The 12,642-nt window shown below is 64.4% G+C and carries 11 protein-coding genes and 1 pseudogene; 9 read left to right on the top strand and 3 right to left on the bottom strand.

Annotated elements, in window-relative coordinates; genetic code table 11:
* Positions 1 to 46 precede the first annotated feature (46 nt).
* The 5 genes from AB8Z38_RS15350 to AB8Z38_RS15330 all read left to right on the top strand — a co-directional run bounded on the left by AB8Z38_RS15350 (position 47) and on the right by AB8Z38_RS15330 (position 6,526).
* Positions 47 to 2,314 (top strand): acyl-CoA dehydrogenase, encoded by a 2,268-nt coding sequence (locus tag AB8Z38_RS15350; protein ID WP_369725933.1) that lies wholly within the window; start codon positions 47 to 49, stop codon positions 2,312 to 2,314.
* Complete coding sequence (locus AB8Z38_RS15345; protein ID WP_369725932.1) at positions 2,314 to 3,597, top strand: acetyl-CoA C-acetyltransferase; 1,284 nt, start codon at positions 2,314 to 2,316, stop codon at positions 3,595 to 3,597. The genes AB8Z38_RS15350 and AB8Z38_RS15345 overlap by 1 nt, the downstream gene beginning before the upstream one ends.
* Before the next feature lie 2 nt (positions 3,598 to 3,599).
* A complete protein-coding gene (locus AB8Z38_RS15340) occupies positions 3,600 to 5,696 on the top strand; it encodes a 3-hydroxyacyl-CoA dehydrogenase NAD-binding domain-containing protein (protein ID WP_369725931.1) in 2,097 nt (698 codons plus the stop codon).
* 7 nt (positions 5,697 to 5,703) lie between these two features.
* Positions 5,704 to 6,114, top strand: a complete 411-nt coding sequence (locus tag AB8Z38_RS15335; protein ID WP_369725930.1) for an acyl-CoA thioesterase — start codon at positions 5,704 to 5,706, stop codon at positions 6,112 to 6,114.
* Positions 6,115 to 6,334: 220 nt separating this feature from the next.
* A complete protein-coding gene (locus tag AB8Z38_RS15330; RefSeq protein ID WP_247440723.1) occupies positions 6,335 to 6,526 on the top strand; it encodes a hypothetical protein in 192 nt (63 codons plus the stop codon).
* 218 nt (positions 6,527 to 6,744) lie between these two features.
* Here the strand turns inward: AB8Z38_RS15330 and AB8Z38_RS15325 are convergent, their stop codons facing one another.
* Positions 6,745 to 7,203, bottom strand: coding sequence for a nuclear transport factor 2 family protein (locus tag AB8Z38_RS15325; protein WP_369725929.1), 459 nt, complete (start codon positions 7,201 to 7,203; stop codon positions 6,745 to 6,747).
* Between the two features lie 151 nt (positions 7,204 to 7,354).
* On the opposite strand from AB8Z38_RS15325, the gene AB8Z38_RS15320 reads away from it, so the two are divergent.
* Together AB8Z38_RS15320 and AB8Z38_RS15315 are read left to right on the top strand one after the other, a co-directional pair.
* Positions 7,355 to 8,029: an HAD family hydrolase gene (locus AB8Z38_RS15320; RefSeq protein WP_369725928.1), complete on the top strand. Its 675-nt coding sequence runs from the start codon at positions 7,355 to 7,357 to the stop codon at positions 8,027 to 8,029.
* A 136-nt stretch (positions 8,030 to 8,165) separates the two neighbouring features.
* The gene (locus tag AB8Z38_RS15315) at positions 8,166 to 9,017 is read left to right on the top strand and encodes a DeoR/GlpR family DNA-binding transcription regulator (RefSeq protein ID WP_369725927.1); all 852 of its coding nucleotides are present in this window, start codon (positions 8,166 to 8,168) and stop codon (positions 9,015 to 9,017) included.
* A gap of 2 nt (positions 9,018 to 9,019) precedes the next feature.
* Here AB8Z38_RS15315 and AB8Z38_RS15310 read toward each other — a convergent pair whose 3' ends face one another.
* Both AB8Z38_RS15310 and AB8Z38_RS15305 read right to left on the bottom strand, forming a co-directional pair.
* On the bottom strand, positions 9,020 to 9,445 hold the full coding sequence (locus AB8Z38_RS15310) for a type II toxin-antitoxin system VapC family toxin (RefSeq protein WP_369725926.1): 426 nt from the start codon (positions 9,443 to 9,445) through the stop codon (positions 9,020 to 9,022).
* Entirely contained in the window at positions 9,442 to 9,723 is a 282-nt protein-coding gene (locus AB8Z38_RS15305) for a type II toxin-antitoxin system Phd/YefM family antitoxin (RefSeq protein ID WP_369725925.1), read from the bottom strand. Before AB8Z38_RS15305 ends, AB8Z38_RS15310 begins: the two co-directional genes overlap by 4 nt.
* Positions 9,724 to 9,954: 231 nt before the next feature.
* Here AB8Z38_RS15305 and glpD point away from each other — a divergent pair.
* Together glpD and AB8Z38_RS15295 are read left to right on the top strand one after the other, a co-directional pair.
* A pseudogene (gene glpD / locus AB8Z38_RS15300) lies at positions 9,955 to 11,505 on the top strand (glycerol-3-phosphate dehydrogenase).
* Positions 11,502 to 12,641 (top strand): ABC transporter ATP-binding protein, encoded by a 1,140-nt coding sequence (locus AB8Z38_RS15295; protein WP_369725924.1) that lies wholly within the window; start codon positions 11,502 to 11,504, stop codon positions 12,639 to 12,641. The pseudogene glpD and the gene AB8Z38_RS15295 overlap by 4 nt, the downstream one beginning before the upstream one ends.
* Position 12,642: the final 1 nt, after the last annotated feature.

Genomic DNA, 12,642 nt, shown 5'->3' with positions numbered 1-12,642 from the left:
TTTCCGCTAAAATGTCCGACATCCGCGCCGATCCAAGAGGTCTGCCATGAGCTTCCGCCGCGACAACATCACAAAGCCGATCTTCTCCTGGGCGCGCGGCGTGTTGCCGGCGATGTCGGACACCGAGCGTGAGGCGCTGGAAGCGGGCGATGTCTGGTGGGACGCCGATCTCTTCACTGGCAACCCCGATTGGGCGAAGCTGTTGAAGGTGCCGCCGGCCACGCTGACCGATGAGGAGCACGCCTTCCTCAATGGCCCCGTCGACGAGCTCTGCGCCATGCTCGACGAGTGGAAGATCTTCTGGGAATGGCGCGACCTGCCGCAGGACGTGTGGGCCTTCATCAAGCGCGAAAAATTCTTCGGCATGATCATTCCGAAGGAGTTTGGCGGCCTCGGCTTCTCGCCCTACGCGCATTCGGAAGTCGTGCGCAAGATCTCGACCCGTTCGATCGCGGCCGCCGTCACGGTGATGGTGCCGAACTCGCTCGGGCCCGGCGAGCTGTTGATGCGCTTCGGCACCAGGGAGCAGCAGGAACGCTGGCTGCCGCGGCTTGCCGATGGCCGCGACATTCCCTGCTTCGGCCTCACCAGCCCGGAAGCCGGCTCCGACGCCGCCTCGATGATCGACACCGGCATCATTTGCAAGGGCATGTTCGAGGGCCGTGAGGTGCTGGGCCTGAAGCTCAATTGGCACAAGCGCTACATCACGCTCGGTCCGGTGGCGACGCTGCTTGGCCTCGCATTCAAGGCCTATGATCCCGATCGTCTCGTCGGCAATGTGGAGGAGCTCGGCATCAGCGTGGCGCTGATCCCGACCAATCTGCCCGGCGTCGAGATCGGCCATCGCCACTTGCCGGCGATGCAGGTGTTTCAGAACGGCCCGAACTGGGGCCACGACGTCTTCATCCCGCTCGACTATGTCATCGGCGGTCAGGCACGGCTGGGACAGGGTTGGAAGATGCTGATGACTGCGCTCGCCGCCGGCCGAGGCATTTCATTGCCGTCGCTGTCGGCGGCCGGCGCCGCCTATGCCGCGCGCACCACCGGCGCCTATGCCCGCATCCGCGAGCAGTTCGGCATTTCCATCTCCAAATTCGAAGGCGTCGAGGAGCCGCTCGCGCGCATCGTCGCCACCGCCTATCAGCTCGACGCGGCGCGGCGGCTGACCTGCGCGGCGTTGAACGCCGGCGTCCATCCCGCCGTCATCTCCGGCATCATGAAGCTGCATGCGACCGAGCGGATGCGGACCGCGGTCGACGACGCCATGGATATCCATGCCGGCAAAGCCGTGATCGACGGCCCGCAGAACTACCTCGGCAATCTGCATCGCGCCGTCCCCGTCGGCATCACGGTCGAAGGCGCCAATATCCTGACCCGCAATCTCATCGTGTTCGGGCAGGGCGCCATTCGGGCGCATCCCTATCTGCTCGACGAGATGAACGCGCTCGCCGATACCGATCGCGAGCGCGGACTGACGGCGTTCGACAACGCGTTCTGGAAGCATGTCGGCCACAGTTTTCGGACCCTGTTCCGTGCCTTCGGCCGGAGTTGGACGTTGGGTGCGTTCGCACCGGCGCCTGATGCGGGCGAGGCGACACGATTTTATCGGCAGCTCTCGCGCTATTCCGCGGCGTTTGCACTTTGTGCCGATATGGCGCTGCTGACGCTCGGCGGCGCGCTCAAGCGCAAGGAGATGTTGTCGGCGCGTTTCGGCGACATCCTCTCCGAGCTGTACCTGCTCTCGGCCGCGCTGAAACGCTGGCAGGACGAGGGCCGGCACAAGGACGATTTTGCCGCGCTGGAATGGTGCATGGCGGCCGGCTTCAGGACCATCGAGAACCGGCTTGCCGAAATCCTCGCCAACCTGCCGAACCGCTTTGTCGCTGTGATCCTCAAGCTCGTGGTCCAGCCCTTTGGTGCCCGCGTGCTCGGCCCAAGCGACCGCGTCGTGCACCAATGCGCAAGCCTCGTGCTGGAGCCGTCGGCCGCGCGCGATCGCCTCACGCCTGATCTGGCCAATGTCGACGACGACAGCGGCTTTGCCCGGCTGGAGCGCGCATTTGCGCTTGTCGTAAACTGCGACGCGATCGCGAAGCGCATGCGTGCCGCGCATCTGAGCGATTGGAACGAGGCCGTGACCAAGGGCGTGATCACGCAGGCCGAAGGCGAGCAGTTGGTCGCGGCCCGTGAGGCCGTCGCAAAGGTGGTCGAGGTCGATGATTTTGCGCCGGAGGCGCTGTCGCCGATTTACAAGAAAACCGGAGACGTGCATCAATTCTTCCAGGAACTCGGCGAACAGAGGGCGGCGAGCTGATGGCACGACCGGTTTTCATCGTCGACGGCAGCCGGACGCCGTTTTTGAAGGCGCGGTCAGGGCCGGGGCCGTTCACGCCGGTCGATCTCGCCGTGCAATGCGGCCGGCCGCTGTTGGCGCGCCAGCCGTTTTCGCCTACGGCCTTCGATCAGGTCATCCTTGGCTGCGTCAACGTGATCGCGGACGAGATGAATCCGGCGCGCGTCGCGGCCCTCAGGCTCGGCATGGGCGAGGACATGGTCGCCTTCACCGTGCAGATCAATTGCGGCTCGGGCATGCAGTCGATCGACACCGGCTATCGCTACATCCGCGAGGGCCACGCCGACATGATCCTCGCCGGCGGCACCGAGGCGTTGAGCCACGCACCGCTGGTCTGGCCGAATTCCGGGGTGCGCTGGTTTGCCGGTCTTGCCACGGCAAAAGGCATCGCCGCGAAACTGGGCGCGGCGTTCAAACTGCGGCCGCGCTATCTCAAGCCGATCATTGGCCTCGAGCGCGGACTGACCGATCCCATCACCGAATTGAACATGGGCCAGACCGCCGAGGTCGTCGGTCATCTCTTCGGCATCACCCGCGCGCAGTCCGATGTCTATGCCGCCGAGAGCCATCGCCGGCTCGCTTATGCGCAGGCGGAAGGCTTTCTGAAGGGCGAGGTCGAGACCGCCTTCTCCCGCAACGGCAAGTTCTTCGACCGTGACGACGGCGTGCGGCCGGACTCTTCGTCTGAGACGCTCGCAAAACTGAGGCCGGTGTTCGAGCGCCCCTGGGGCCAGGTCACTGCCGGCAATTCCTCGCAGATCACCGACGGCGCTTCCTGGGTGATCCTCGCTTCCGACGAGGCGGTGGCAAAACACAGACTGACGCCGAAGGCGGTGATCGTCGACAGCAACTGGGCCGCACTCGATCCCAGCATCATGGGGCTGGGCCCCGTGATGTCGGCGACGCCGCTGCTGACCCGTAACAATCTCACCATCAAGGATGTCGAGACCTGGGAGCTGAACGAGGCCTTCGCGACCCAGGTGTTGGGCTGTCTCGCAGCGTGGAACGATGACAAGTTCTGCCGCGAGATTCTCGGACTCGACGGTGCTGCCGGCGAGATCGATCGCGACAGGCTAAATGTCGATGGCGGCGCGATCTCGCTCGGCCATCCCGTCGGCACCTCCGGCAATCGCATCGTGCTGCATCTGGTCAATGCGATGAAGCGGCTCGGCACCCGGCGCGGGGTCGCCACCGAATGCATCGGCGGCGGGCTCGGCGGTGCCATGCTGATCGAGGCGGTGTGACGATGGATTCAAGGATCATGACCGCGCTTGGCGACCGCGTGCTGGATCTCGGGCCTCCACCTGCGGCTGACGGCCCATACAAGAACTTCAAGCTTTCTCGCGATGCCGACGGTGTCGCCTGGCTGCTGTTCGATCGCGCCAATGCCAGCGCCAATACGCTCTCCGCTGACGTGATGGAGGAGTTCGACACCGTGCTCGCTGCGATCGAGACCGAGCGTCCCGCCGGTCTCGTGATCCGCTCGGCAAAACCGTCCGGCTTCATTGCCGGCGCGGATGTCAACGAATTCCGCGGCGCCAGCGATCCCGCGGTGGTGGAAACCCGGATCCGCGCTGCGCATGCGGTGGTCGATCGTCTGGAGGCGCTGAAGCTGCCGACGGTCGCGGTGATCCACGGCTTCTGCCTTGGCGGCGGACTCGAGGTGGCGCTGGCCTGTCAGTCGCGGATCGCGATCGATGGCGCGCGCTTCGGTTTCCCGGAGGTGATGCTGGGCCTGCATCCCGGCCTCGGCGGCACCGCGCGCTTCACCGCGCTGGTCAATCCGACCCAATCGATGGCGCTGATGCTGACCGGTCGCACCATCGATGCGCGCCGCGCCAAATCGCTCGGCCTCGTCGATACCGTGACGCAGGAGCGCCATGTCCGCAACGCGGTGAAGGATGCGCTGTTCGGCCGGCTGAAAAAGGCGCGACCGGGCCTTCTCACGCGCGCGGCCAATTTCGGACCGGTGCGCGGTCTGCTCGCCAAGCGCATGCGCAGCGAAGCAGCGAAGGCCGCGCCGCGCGAGCATTATCCGGCGCCTTACGCCCTGATCGAACTCTGGGAGACCCATGGCGGCAGCAAGGCCGCGATGCTGAAGGCAGAGCAGGCGTCGTTCGCCAGATTGATGGTGACGCCGACCGCGCAGAATTTGATCCGCGTGTTCTTCCTGCGCGAGCAGATGAAGAAGGCGGCCGGCAGCGGCAACACCATCAAGCACGTCCATGTCATCGGCGCCGGCGCGATGGGCGGCGACATCGCAGCCTGGTGTGCGGGGCAGGGCATGCGCGTTTCGCTCGCCGACATGAAGGCCGAACCGATCGCCGGCGCGGTCAAGCGCGCCGCCGAGCTCTACGGCAAGATCATCCGCAAGCCGACCGAGGTCCGTGATGCGCTCGACCGCCTGATCCCCGACATGGATAGCGAGGGCGTCCGCAGAGCCGATCTCGTCATCGAAGCGGTGCCGGAAAAGCTCGAGCTGAAGCAGAAGGTCTATGCCGGCCTCGAGCCCAGGATGAAGCCGGGCGCGATTCTTGCGACCAACACTTCGAGCATTCCGCTCCAGGATTTGCGCAACGGCCTGGCGCGGCCGGAGCGGCTGGTCGGCCTGCACTTCTTCAATCCGGTGTCGCGGCTGCAATTGGTCGAGGTCGTCAGCCATGACGGCAATGATGCGCAGGTGTTGAAAGAGGCGCTTGTCTTTGTAGGCGCGATCGATCGCCTGCCGCTGTCCGTCAAGAGCTCGCCCGGCTTCCTCGTCAACCGCGCGCTGACGCCCTACATGCTGGAAGCGATGGTGATGCTGGACGAGAAGATCGACCAGCGCCTGATCGATGCCGCCGCCGAACAGTTCGGGATGCCGATGGGGCCGATCGAGCTGGCCGATCAGGTCGGGCTCGACATCTGCCTGGATGTTGGCGACATGCTGCGCACCAAATTCGGCGATCTCCTGCCGCCGACGCCGGCCTGGCTGCGCGACAAGGTCGCCAAGGGCGAGCTCGGCCGCAAGACCGGCAGGGGCTTTTACACCTGGAAGGACGGCAAGGCCGAGAAGGCGCCGTTGCCCGAGACCGGCCCGCGCGTCACCGACCAGATGATCGACCGGCTGGTGCTGCCGATGTCCAATGTCTGCGTTGCGGCTCTTCGCGAGGGCATCGTCGACGATGCCGACGCGGTCGATGGCGCCATGATCTTCGGCACCGGCTACGCGCCGTTCCGGGGCGGTCCGTTGAACTACGCGCGTGCGCGCGGCGTGGAGAATGTCGTATCCACCTTGCGCGCGCTGGCCGAACGATTCGGCGGCCGGTTTGCGCCCGATCCGGGCTGGGACAATTTCAAGTGAGAATTTCATGAGCGAACAGGGGAATGCCGAGCCGAGCGGCGATCTCTGCATCCGCACGCTGGCGATGCCGGCCGACACCAATGCCAATGGCGATATTTTCGGCGGCTGGCTGCTCAGCCAGATGGACGTCGGCGGCGGCGTGTTCGCATCAAAGGTCGCGAAGTCGCGCACGGTGACGGTCGCGATCGAGGCTATGAATTTTCGCAAGGCGGTCTATGTCGGCGATCTCGTTTCCGTCTACGCCAACCTCGTCCGCCTTGGACGCACCTCGCTCACGGTGCATCTCGAAGCCTGGGCGCTGCGGCGAAGGGAGCTGCAGCCGATCCTCGTGACCGATGGTAATTTTACTTATGTCTCGATCGACGACACCGGGCATCCGCAGGTGATCCAGAGGAACGATCCGCCGGTTGCGACGTAACCGCCGCGGGTTTGCGTCTCATCTGGCGAAGACATACCGCACTGCCAAACGCGGCGCGAGTGGGCCGACGCGTCGCGGCTTTGCCAACAACAGGTCACAAAACGGATGAGGTCAGGGCGTACTCAATTGCGCGTCGATTCGGGGCGGAACCGGCTGATTGGCCCGAGGAACTTTTGGGCCGAGATCCGGTTATTTGCCCGCACTGAGGAATCCACGGGCCATGCCGGACAGCTACATCATCGAAGTCAATTCACAGACCGCAGGTATCGTCGTTCGCAGCCAGGGAGGCTACTGCTTCTTCGCCTCATCCGACCGCTTCAACCGGCTCGAAGGCCAGCTCTTCCGCAACGCCCGCGAAGCCGAGCGCGCCGCGCGCAAGCTGGTGAACGGTGATGTGAAGGAAGCGGCGTAGGCTTCTTCCTTCTCCCTTGTGGGAGAAGGTGGCATAGGCGGCCTGCGGCCGCCGTTCTTGAGAACGCCGAAGCAAAGCTTCGGCTACGGCGCCGGATGAGGGGTTGCTTCAACGCGCTCAGATGCAAGAGATGTACGCGCGGAGAGAGACCCCTCACCCGTCTCGCCGCTAACGCGGCGAGCCACACTCTCCCACAAGGGGAGAGGGAAAGAAAAGCATCACAATTTCGTCGCTGCCCGCGACAACAGCTTCCAATCGTCGCCCTGCTTCTGCCAGTTCATCAGGATGTGCAGGTTGGTCGGCACTTTTTTCCCATCGGCCGCCATCTCCTGTTCCGCGACCCAGTGGAAGCGCACGATCGCGGCGGGACCGACGACCTTGATGGTCGGATTCTGGTACTCGATCGACAGGAATTTCGATTTGCCGTCGGTGGCATTGGCGATGAAGGTCGCCTTGTCCTCGACCTTACCGCTGGAATGGCTGTAGCTGAGATCGTCCCAGCAGAGCGCGGCGAGTGCCTTGGGATCGGCTGCGATCTGAGCGAGGCGGAAGGCCTCGACCTTCTTCGCCACGGCCTCTTCATCCGCTGACGCCGCCAGCGCCGGGACCGGGGCCGCGAGTGCAAGCGCCGAGACCACGAGGGCCGAGAGAGCAAGGTCGCGCCGATCGATCGTCATGGTTTTCCTCCTTTTTGATCTTGCAACGAGTGTTGCAGCCGAATGCGGCTTTGTCGAGTGTCGCTGGTCATGCCGATGCGTCATTGCGCGATCGCGGCTGTATTGATACGTCTTTCGCATCGATGCACCGCGCATTCTGGAAAGTACGGACATGATCGAGGCCAAAGGCAGAGCGTTGCTGTTCGATATCGACGGCACGCTGGCCGATACGGACGCACTTCATCGCGAGGCGTTCGAGCGGGTCTTTGGACCGCGCGGTCATGTGGTGGATGACGCGCGCTTCAAGAAAGAGCTGCAGGGCTTTTCCAACGCCTCGATCGGGGAGCGATTCCTGCCGATGGAAACGCTGGAATCCCGCGCGGTCATCATGAACGAGAAGGAACAGATTTTTCGCGACCTAGTCGCCGGACGGATCGAGCCTTTGCGGGGGTTGATGGCGCTGCTCGACCAGGCCGACGCAGCCGGCATTCCCATGGTCGCGGTCACCAACGCGCCGCGCCTGAACGCCGAGTTGCTGTTGTCCGGCCTCGGCATCACGAATCGTTTCAAGGCGATCGTGATCGGCGACGAATTGCCACACGGCAAGCCGCATCCGCTGCCCTATCAGGAAGGGCTCCGCTTTGTCGGCGCCAAGGCGCAAACCTCGATCGCGTTCGAGGACTCCCGCTCCGGCGTGCAATCGGCCGCCGCGGCCGGCATTCCGACCATCGGCATGCGCACGACCCTTGGCCACGCCGACCTCGTTGCCGCCGGGGCGATCGCGTCCGCGAGCGCCTACGACGATCCGGACCTCCTCGCGCGCCTCGCCGCCGCCATGACTTGGTAGGACATGACTTGGTAGGACATGACCTAGTAGGAAATGGCGTGGTGAGGGCGCTTGTCGGTTAACCGTGATAGGCTCTCGCATTGACCGATGGGGCGAACCGCCGCACCATGCAGCTTCCCGATTTGAGGCCGATGCCGTGACCGGACTGACCCATCGCCAAGCCGAAATCCTCAATATCGCGCGTGCCTCGGGCCGCGTCATGGTCGAAGAGCTGGCGCGCCGGTTTGAGGTTTCGGCGCAGACCATCCGCAAGGATCTCAACGATCTCTGCGAGCGCCGTTCGCTGACCCGCATCCATGGCGGCGCCATCATCGCCTCCGGGGTGGAAAATCTCGCCTATGAGGCGCGCCGCTTCGTCGCCGCCGACGAGAAGAAGGCGATCGGGGCTGCCGCCGCATCGCTGATCCCGAATGGCTGCTCGCTGTTCATCAACATCGGCACCACGACGGAAGAGGTCGCAAGCGCCTTGACCTCGCACGAGGACCTTCTCGTCATCACCAACAATCTCAACGTCGCGATGCTGCTCTATCGTCACCCTCGCATCGAGGTGGTGGTCGCCGGCGGCACGGTGCGGCGCGCCGACGGCGCCGTGGTCGGCTCGACCGCAACGCAATTGATCGGCCAGTTCAAGGTCGACTACGCCATCATTGGTGCATCGGCGATCGACGAGGAGGGCGCGCTGCTCGACTTCGACTATCGCGAGGTGCAAGTGGCGCAAGCCATCATCGCCAACGCCCGCAGCGTCATGCTGGTTGCGGACTCGACCAAGCTTCGGCGCAGCGCGCCGGTGCGTATCGCCCATATCAGCCAGATCCAGACTTTCGTGACCGACCAGGAACTGCCGGAGCGCCTCGCCACCATCTGCCACAGCAAGGGTATTGAGGTGATGGCGGCGATGCCGAAGGTGGCGGGGGATTTGGATGAGGCAGCGGCGGAGCCGACGCAGGATGCGGCGCCTGAGGCCGCGCCGGTAGTCAGGCTAAGGTAAGACTATGGGCCGTCCCACGGGTTGAGCAGCGTCACGCCGAACGCCGCGAAATCCTTCACGTTGCGCGTCACGAGCGTGAGATCGTTGCTGAGCGCGGTCGCGGCAAAGAAGCCATCCATGACGGACAACGCGACGCAGCTCCTGCGGCTCTGAGCCATCAGGTCGCCCCAGCGCTCGGCCACCGCCTGATTAATCGGGAGGATGCGCCCGGAAAATCGCTCCGGCAGATCGTGGGCGAGCCAGGCGGCGAGGGCTGCGCGCCGACGGCCATCATCCAGCAGTGCGATGTCGCGGCGAAGCTCGGCGATTGAGGCCACGCTGATGAATGCACGATCCTCGTCGATTGTATCGAGCCAGGCCAGGACACTCGGCGAGGGCGCCGGCCGCTGAACCTCCGACAGGACGTTGGTGTCGAGCAGCAAGTTCACGGCATTTCGTCGCGTGGCGCGTCGTGCACGCGTTCAAGCGTAAGGTCGGCGCCCCGCAGCGGAGAGGCGAGCAGGAATTCAGCCAGCGTGCCTTTGCGGGCGGTCTTGCGTGCCCATTCCTCGGCGGAAACGATCACGGCGTTGGGCTTGCCATGCCGGGTAATGATTTGAGGGCCGCTTTGGGCACGGTCGATCACCTCGGACAGCCGGGCCTTGGCGTTGGCAAGCGTCCAGGTGTCACTCGGCGGTGCGTCAGGTGCAGTGCTGGGATCGCTCATGCTGGCTAGGACCAATGTGACTATTATGACTATACGGGTCCCAAATGGCTGTTCAAGGGCGATATTGCCACTGGCTCGGGCGGCAGGGTGCCGATTCCTTGGCCAAGTTGCCCACCAAAAAAGTTCCGCTTTCGCTTCCTCCCGCCTCTCTTTCATGTTGCTTTCGTTTTTGGCTGTGATCTAATCAAAAGCGAAAGTAACCACTCGATTGAACGGGTGGTCGCCCGGGGGATGCGTCTGTTGGAGCGTGTTTTCGACCTCGCCATCATTGGAGGCGGTGTTAACGGCTGCGGCATCGCGCGCGACGCTGTGGGCCGCGGCAACACCGTTTTCCTGTGCGAAATGAACGATCTGGCGAGCGGGACGTCGTCCTGGTCGACCAAGCTCGTGCATGGCGGCCTGCGCTATCTCGAATATTACGAGTTTCGGCTGGTCCGCGAGGCGCTGATCGAGCGCGAAATCCTCTGGGGCATCGCGCCCCACATCATCCGCCCCCTTCGTTTCGTTTTTGCCGCATCACGCCGGTCTGCGCCCGGCCTGGCTCTTGCGCCTCGGTCTTTTCCTTTACGATCATATCGGCGGCCGGCATCTGCTGCCGGCGACGCGCTCGGTCGATCTCCAGCGCGACGAGGTCGGCCGTCCGCTGATCCCGAATCGCTATACCCGCGCGTTCGAATATTCCGACTGCTTCGTCGATGATGCCCGCCTCGTCGTGCTCAACGCGCGCGATGCCGCCGACAAGGGCGCCGAGATCCGCACCCGCACCCGCGCCACCGAAATCCGCCAGTCCGACGGCATCTGGACCGTGGGCATGGTCGACACGCTGACCGGTGCGCGCTCGCAGATCCAGGCCCGTGCATTGGTCAATGCCGGCGGCCCCTGGGTCGAGGACGTGCTCGGCCGCGGCGCCGGCGTCAACGCCAAGGCAAAAGTCCGCCTGGTGCAGGGCTCACACATCGTGGTCAAGAAGCTCTACGACCACGACCGCGCCTACATGTTCCAGAACGCGGACGGCCGCATCATCTTCGTCATCCCCTACCAGGACGGCTTTACGCTGATCGGCACCACCGACCGCGACTACGACGGTGATCCGTCCAAGGTGAAGGCCACAGTGGAGGAGATCCAGTATCTCTGCGCTGCGGCCAGCGAATATTTGGCCAAGCCGGTGACGCCGCAGGACGTGGTCTGGACCTATTCCGGCGTGCGTCCGCTCTATGACGACGGCGCTAGCGAAGCCAAGGCTGCGACCCGCGACTATGTGTTCGAGCTCGATACGCCGGGCGGTTCGCCCCTGCTGTCGATCTATGGCGGCAAGATCACGACCTATCGCCGCCTTGCCGAAGAGGCGCTGGAACGGCTCGCGCCCTATCTCCGCAGTGCGAAAGCGCGCGAAGGCTGGACCGGCAAATGGCCGCTGCCCGGCGGCGACATGGACGTGTCGGCCGTCGACGGTCTGATCGCAGACCTCCTGCGGGGATATCCCTTCCTCAAGCCCGAGCATGCGCGGCGCCTCGCGCGCGCCTACGGCACCCGCGCCATCAAGCTGCTCGGCGAGGCAAAGTCGGCCGCCGATCTCGGCCAGGCTTTTGGTGCGACACTGACCGAACGGGAGGTTCGCTACCTCATGGCCAACGAATGGGCGGTGACCGCCGAGGACATCGTCTGGCGGCGCTCAAGCTCGGCCTTCGACTATCTGCCGACGAAATTGCCACGCTTGACGACTGGATCAGGACCCATGCTGTGCCGCAAAGTCCCCTGTTGGAAGCAGGAGGACGCTCATGAGCGTGACACTCGATCACGTGACCCGGACCGTCGACGGGGTTCCGCACATCCGCGACGTCTCGCTGACGCTCGAGAGCGGCACGCTGAACGTGCTGCTCGGGCCGACGCTGTCGGGCAAGACCTCGATCATGCGGCTGCTTGCCGGCCTCGACAAGCCGACTTCGGGCAAGGTGCTGGTCGAGGGCAAGGACGTGACCGGCGTCGACGTGCGTCAACGTTCGGTTGCGATGGTCTATCAGCAGTTCATCAACTACCCCTCGCTCACGGTCTATGAGAACATTGCTTCGCCGTTGCGCGTGCAGGGCAAGTCGCGCGAGGAGATCGAAAAGCGTGTCGCGGAAGCCGCAAGACTGCTGCGGCTGGAGCCCTTCCTGAAGCGCACGCCGCTGCAGCTCTCCGGTGGCCAGCAGCAGCGCACGGCGATGGCACGTGCGCTGGTCAAGGGCGCCGACCTCGTGCTGCTCGACGAGCCGCTCGCCAATCTCGACTACAAGCTGCGCGAAGAACTGCGCGCCGAGCTGCCGCGCATCTTCGAGGCATCGGGCGCGATCTTCGTCTATGCCACCACCGAACCCAGCGAGGCGCTGCTGCTCGGCGGCAACACGGTCTGCATGTGGGAGGGACAGGCGCTCCAGATCGGTGGCACCCCCAACGTCTACCGCCAGCCGCAGACGTTGCGCGTGGCGCAGGTGTTTTCGGATCCGCCGCTCAACCTCGTCGGCATCGAGAAGAAGAACGGCTCGGTGCAATATGCCGGAGGCATTGCCGCGCCGGCGTCCGGTCTCTATTCGTCGCTCGCCGATGGCGCCTATCGCGTCGGTTTCCGCGCGCACCAGCTCGCACTTGCCAACGGCGAGACCGACCGCCACGCCTTCCATGCCACGGTCACGGTGACCGAGATCACAGGTTCGGAGAGTTTCGTGCATTTGACCCGCGACGGATCGAACTGGGTTGCGGTGCTGCACGGGGTTCACGAGTTCGAGCCCGGCCAGACCATCGACGCCGTGCTCGATCCCAACGACGTCTTCGTGTTCGATGCGGCCGACCGCCTGGTCGCCGCGCCGTGTCCCATAGCGTTTTCAAGCGAAGTGCCTGGCGGTTCGCGTGAAGAAAACGCGTTAAAGAAAAATACGTGAG

Source organism: Bradyrhizobium sp. LLZ17 (genome assembly GCF_041200145.1).
In the GTDB taxonomy this organism is placed as follows: Bacteria; Pseudomonadota; Alphaproteobacteria; order Rhizobiales; family Xanthobacteraceae; genus Bradyrhizobium.
This window is presented reverse-complemented; position numbering and strand designations above follow the sequence as displayed.

Coding starts and splice junctions, on each gene's coding strand:
- AB8Z38_RS15350 (WP_369725933.1), top strand. CDS start 47: ATGAGCTTCCGCCGCGACAACATCACAAAGCCGATCTTCTCCTGGGCG.
- AB8Z38_RS15345 (WP_369725932.1), top strand. CDS start 2,314: ATGGCACGACCGGTTTTCATCGTCGACGGCAGCCGGACGCCGTTTTTG.
- AB8Z38_RS15340 (WP_369725931.1), top strand. CDS start 3,600: ATGGATTCAAGGATCATGACCGCGCTTGGCGACCGCGTGCTGGATCTC.
- AB8Z38_RS15335 (WP_369725930.1), top strand. CDS start 5,704: ATGAGCGAACAGGGGAATGCCGAGCCGAGCGGCGATCTCTGCATCCGC.
- AB8Z38_RS15330 (WP_247440723.1), top strand. CDS start 6,335: ATGCCGGACAGCTACATCATCGAAGTCAATTCACAGACCGCAGGTATC.
- AB8Z38_RS15325 (WP_369725929.1), bottom strand. CDS start 7,203: ATGACGATCGATCGGCGCGACCTTGCTCTCTCGGCCCTCGTGGTCTCG.
- AB8Z38_RS15320 (WP_369725928.1), top strand. CDS start 7,355: ATGATCGAGGCCAAAGGCAGAGCGTTGCTGTTCGATATCGACGGCACG.
- AB8Z38_RS15305 (WP_369725925.1), bottom strand. CDS start 9,723: ATGAGCGATCCCAGCACTGCACCTGACGCACCGCCGAGTGACACCTGG.
- AB8Z38_RS15295 (WP_369725924.1), top strand. CDS start 11,502: ATGAGCGTGACACTCGATCACGTGACCCGGACCGTCGACGGGGTTCCG.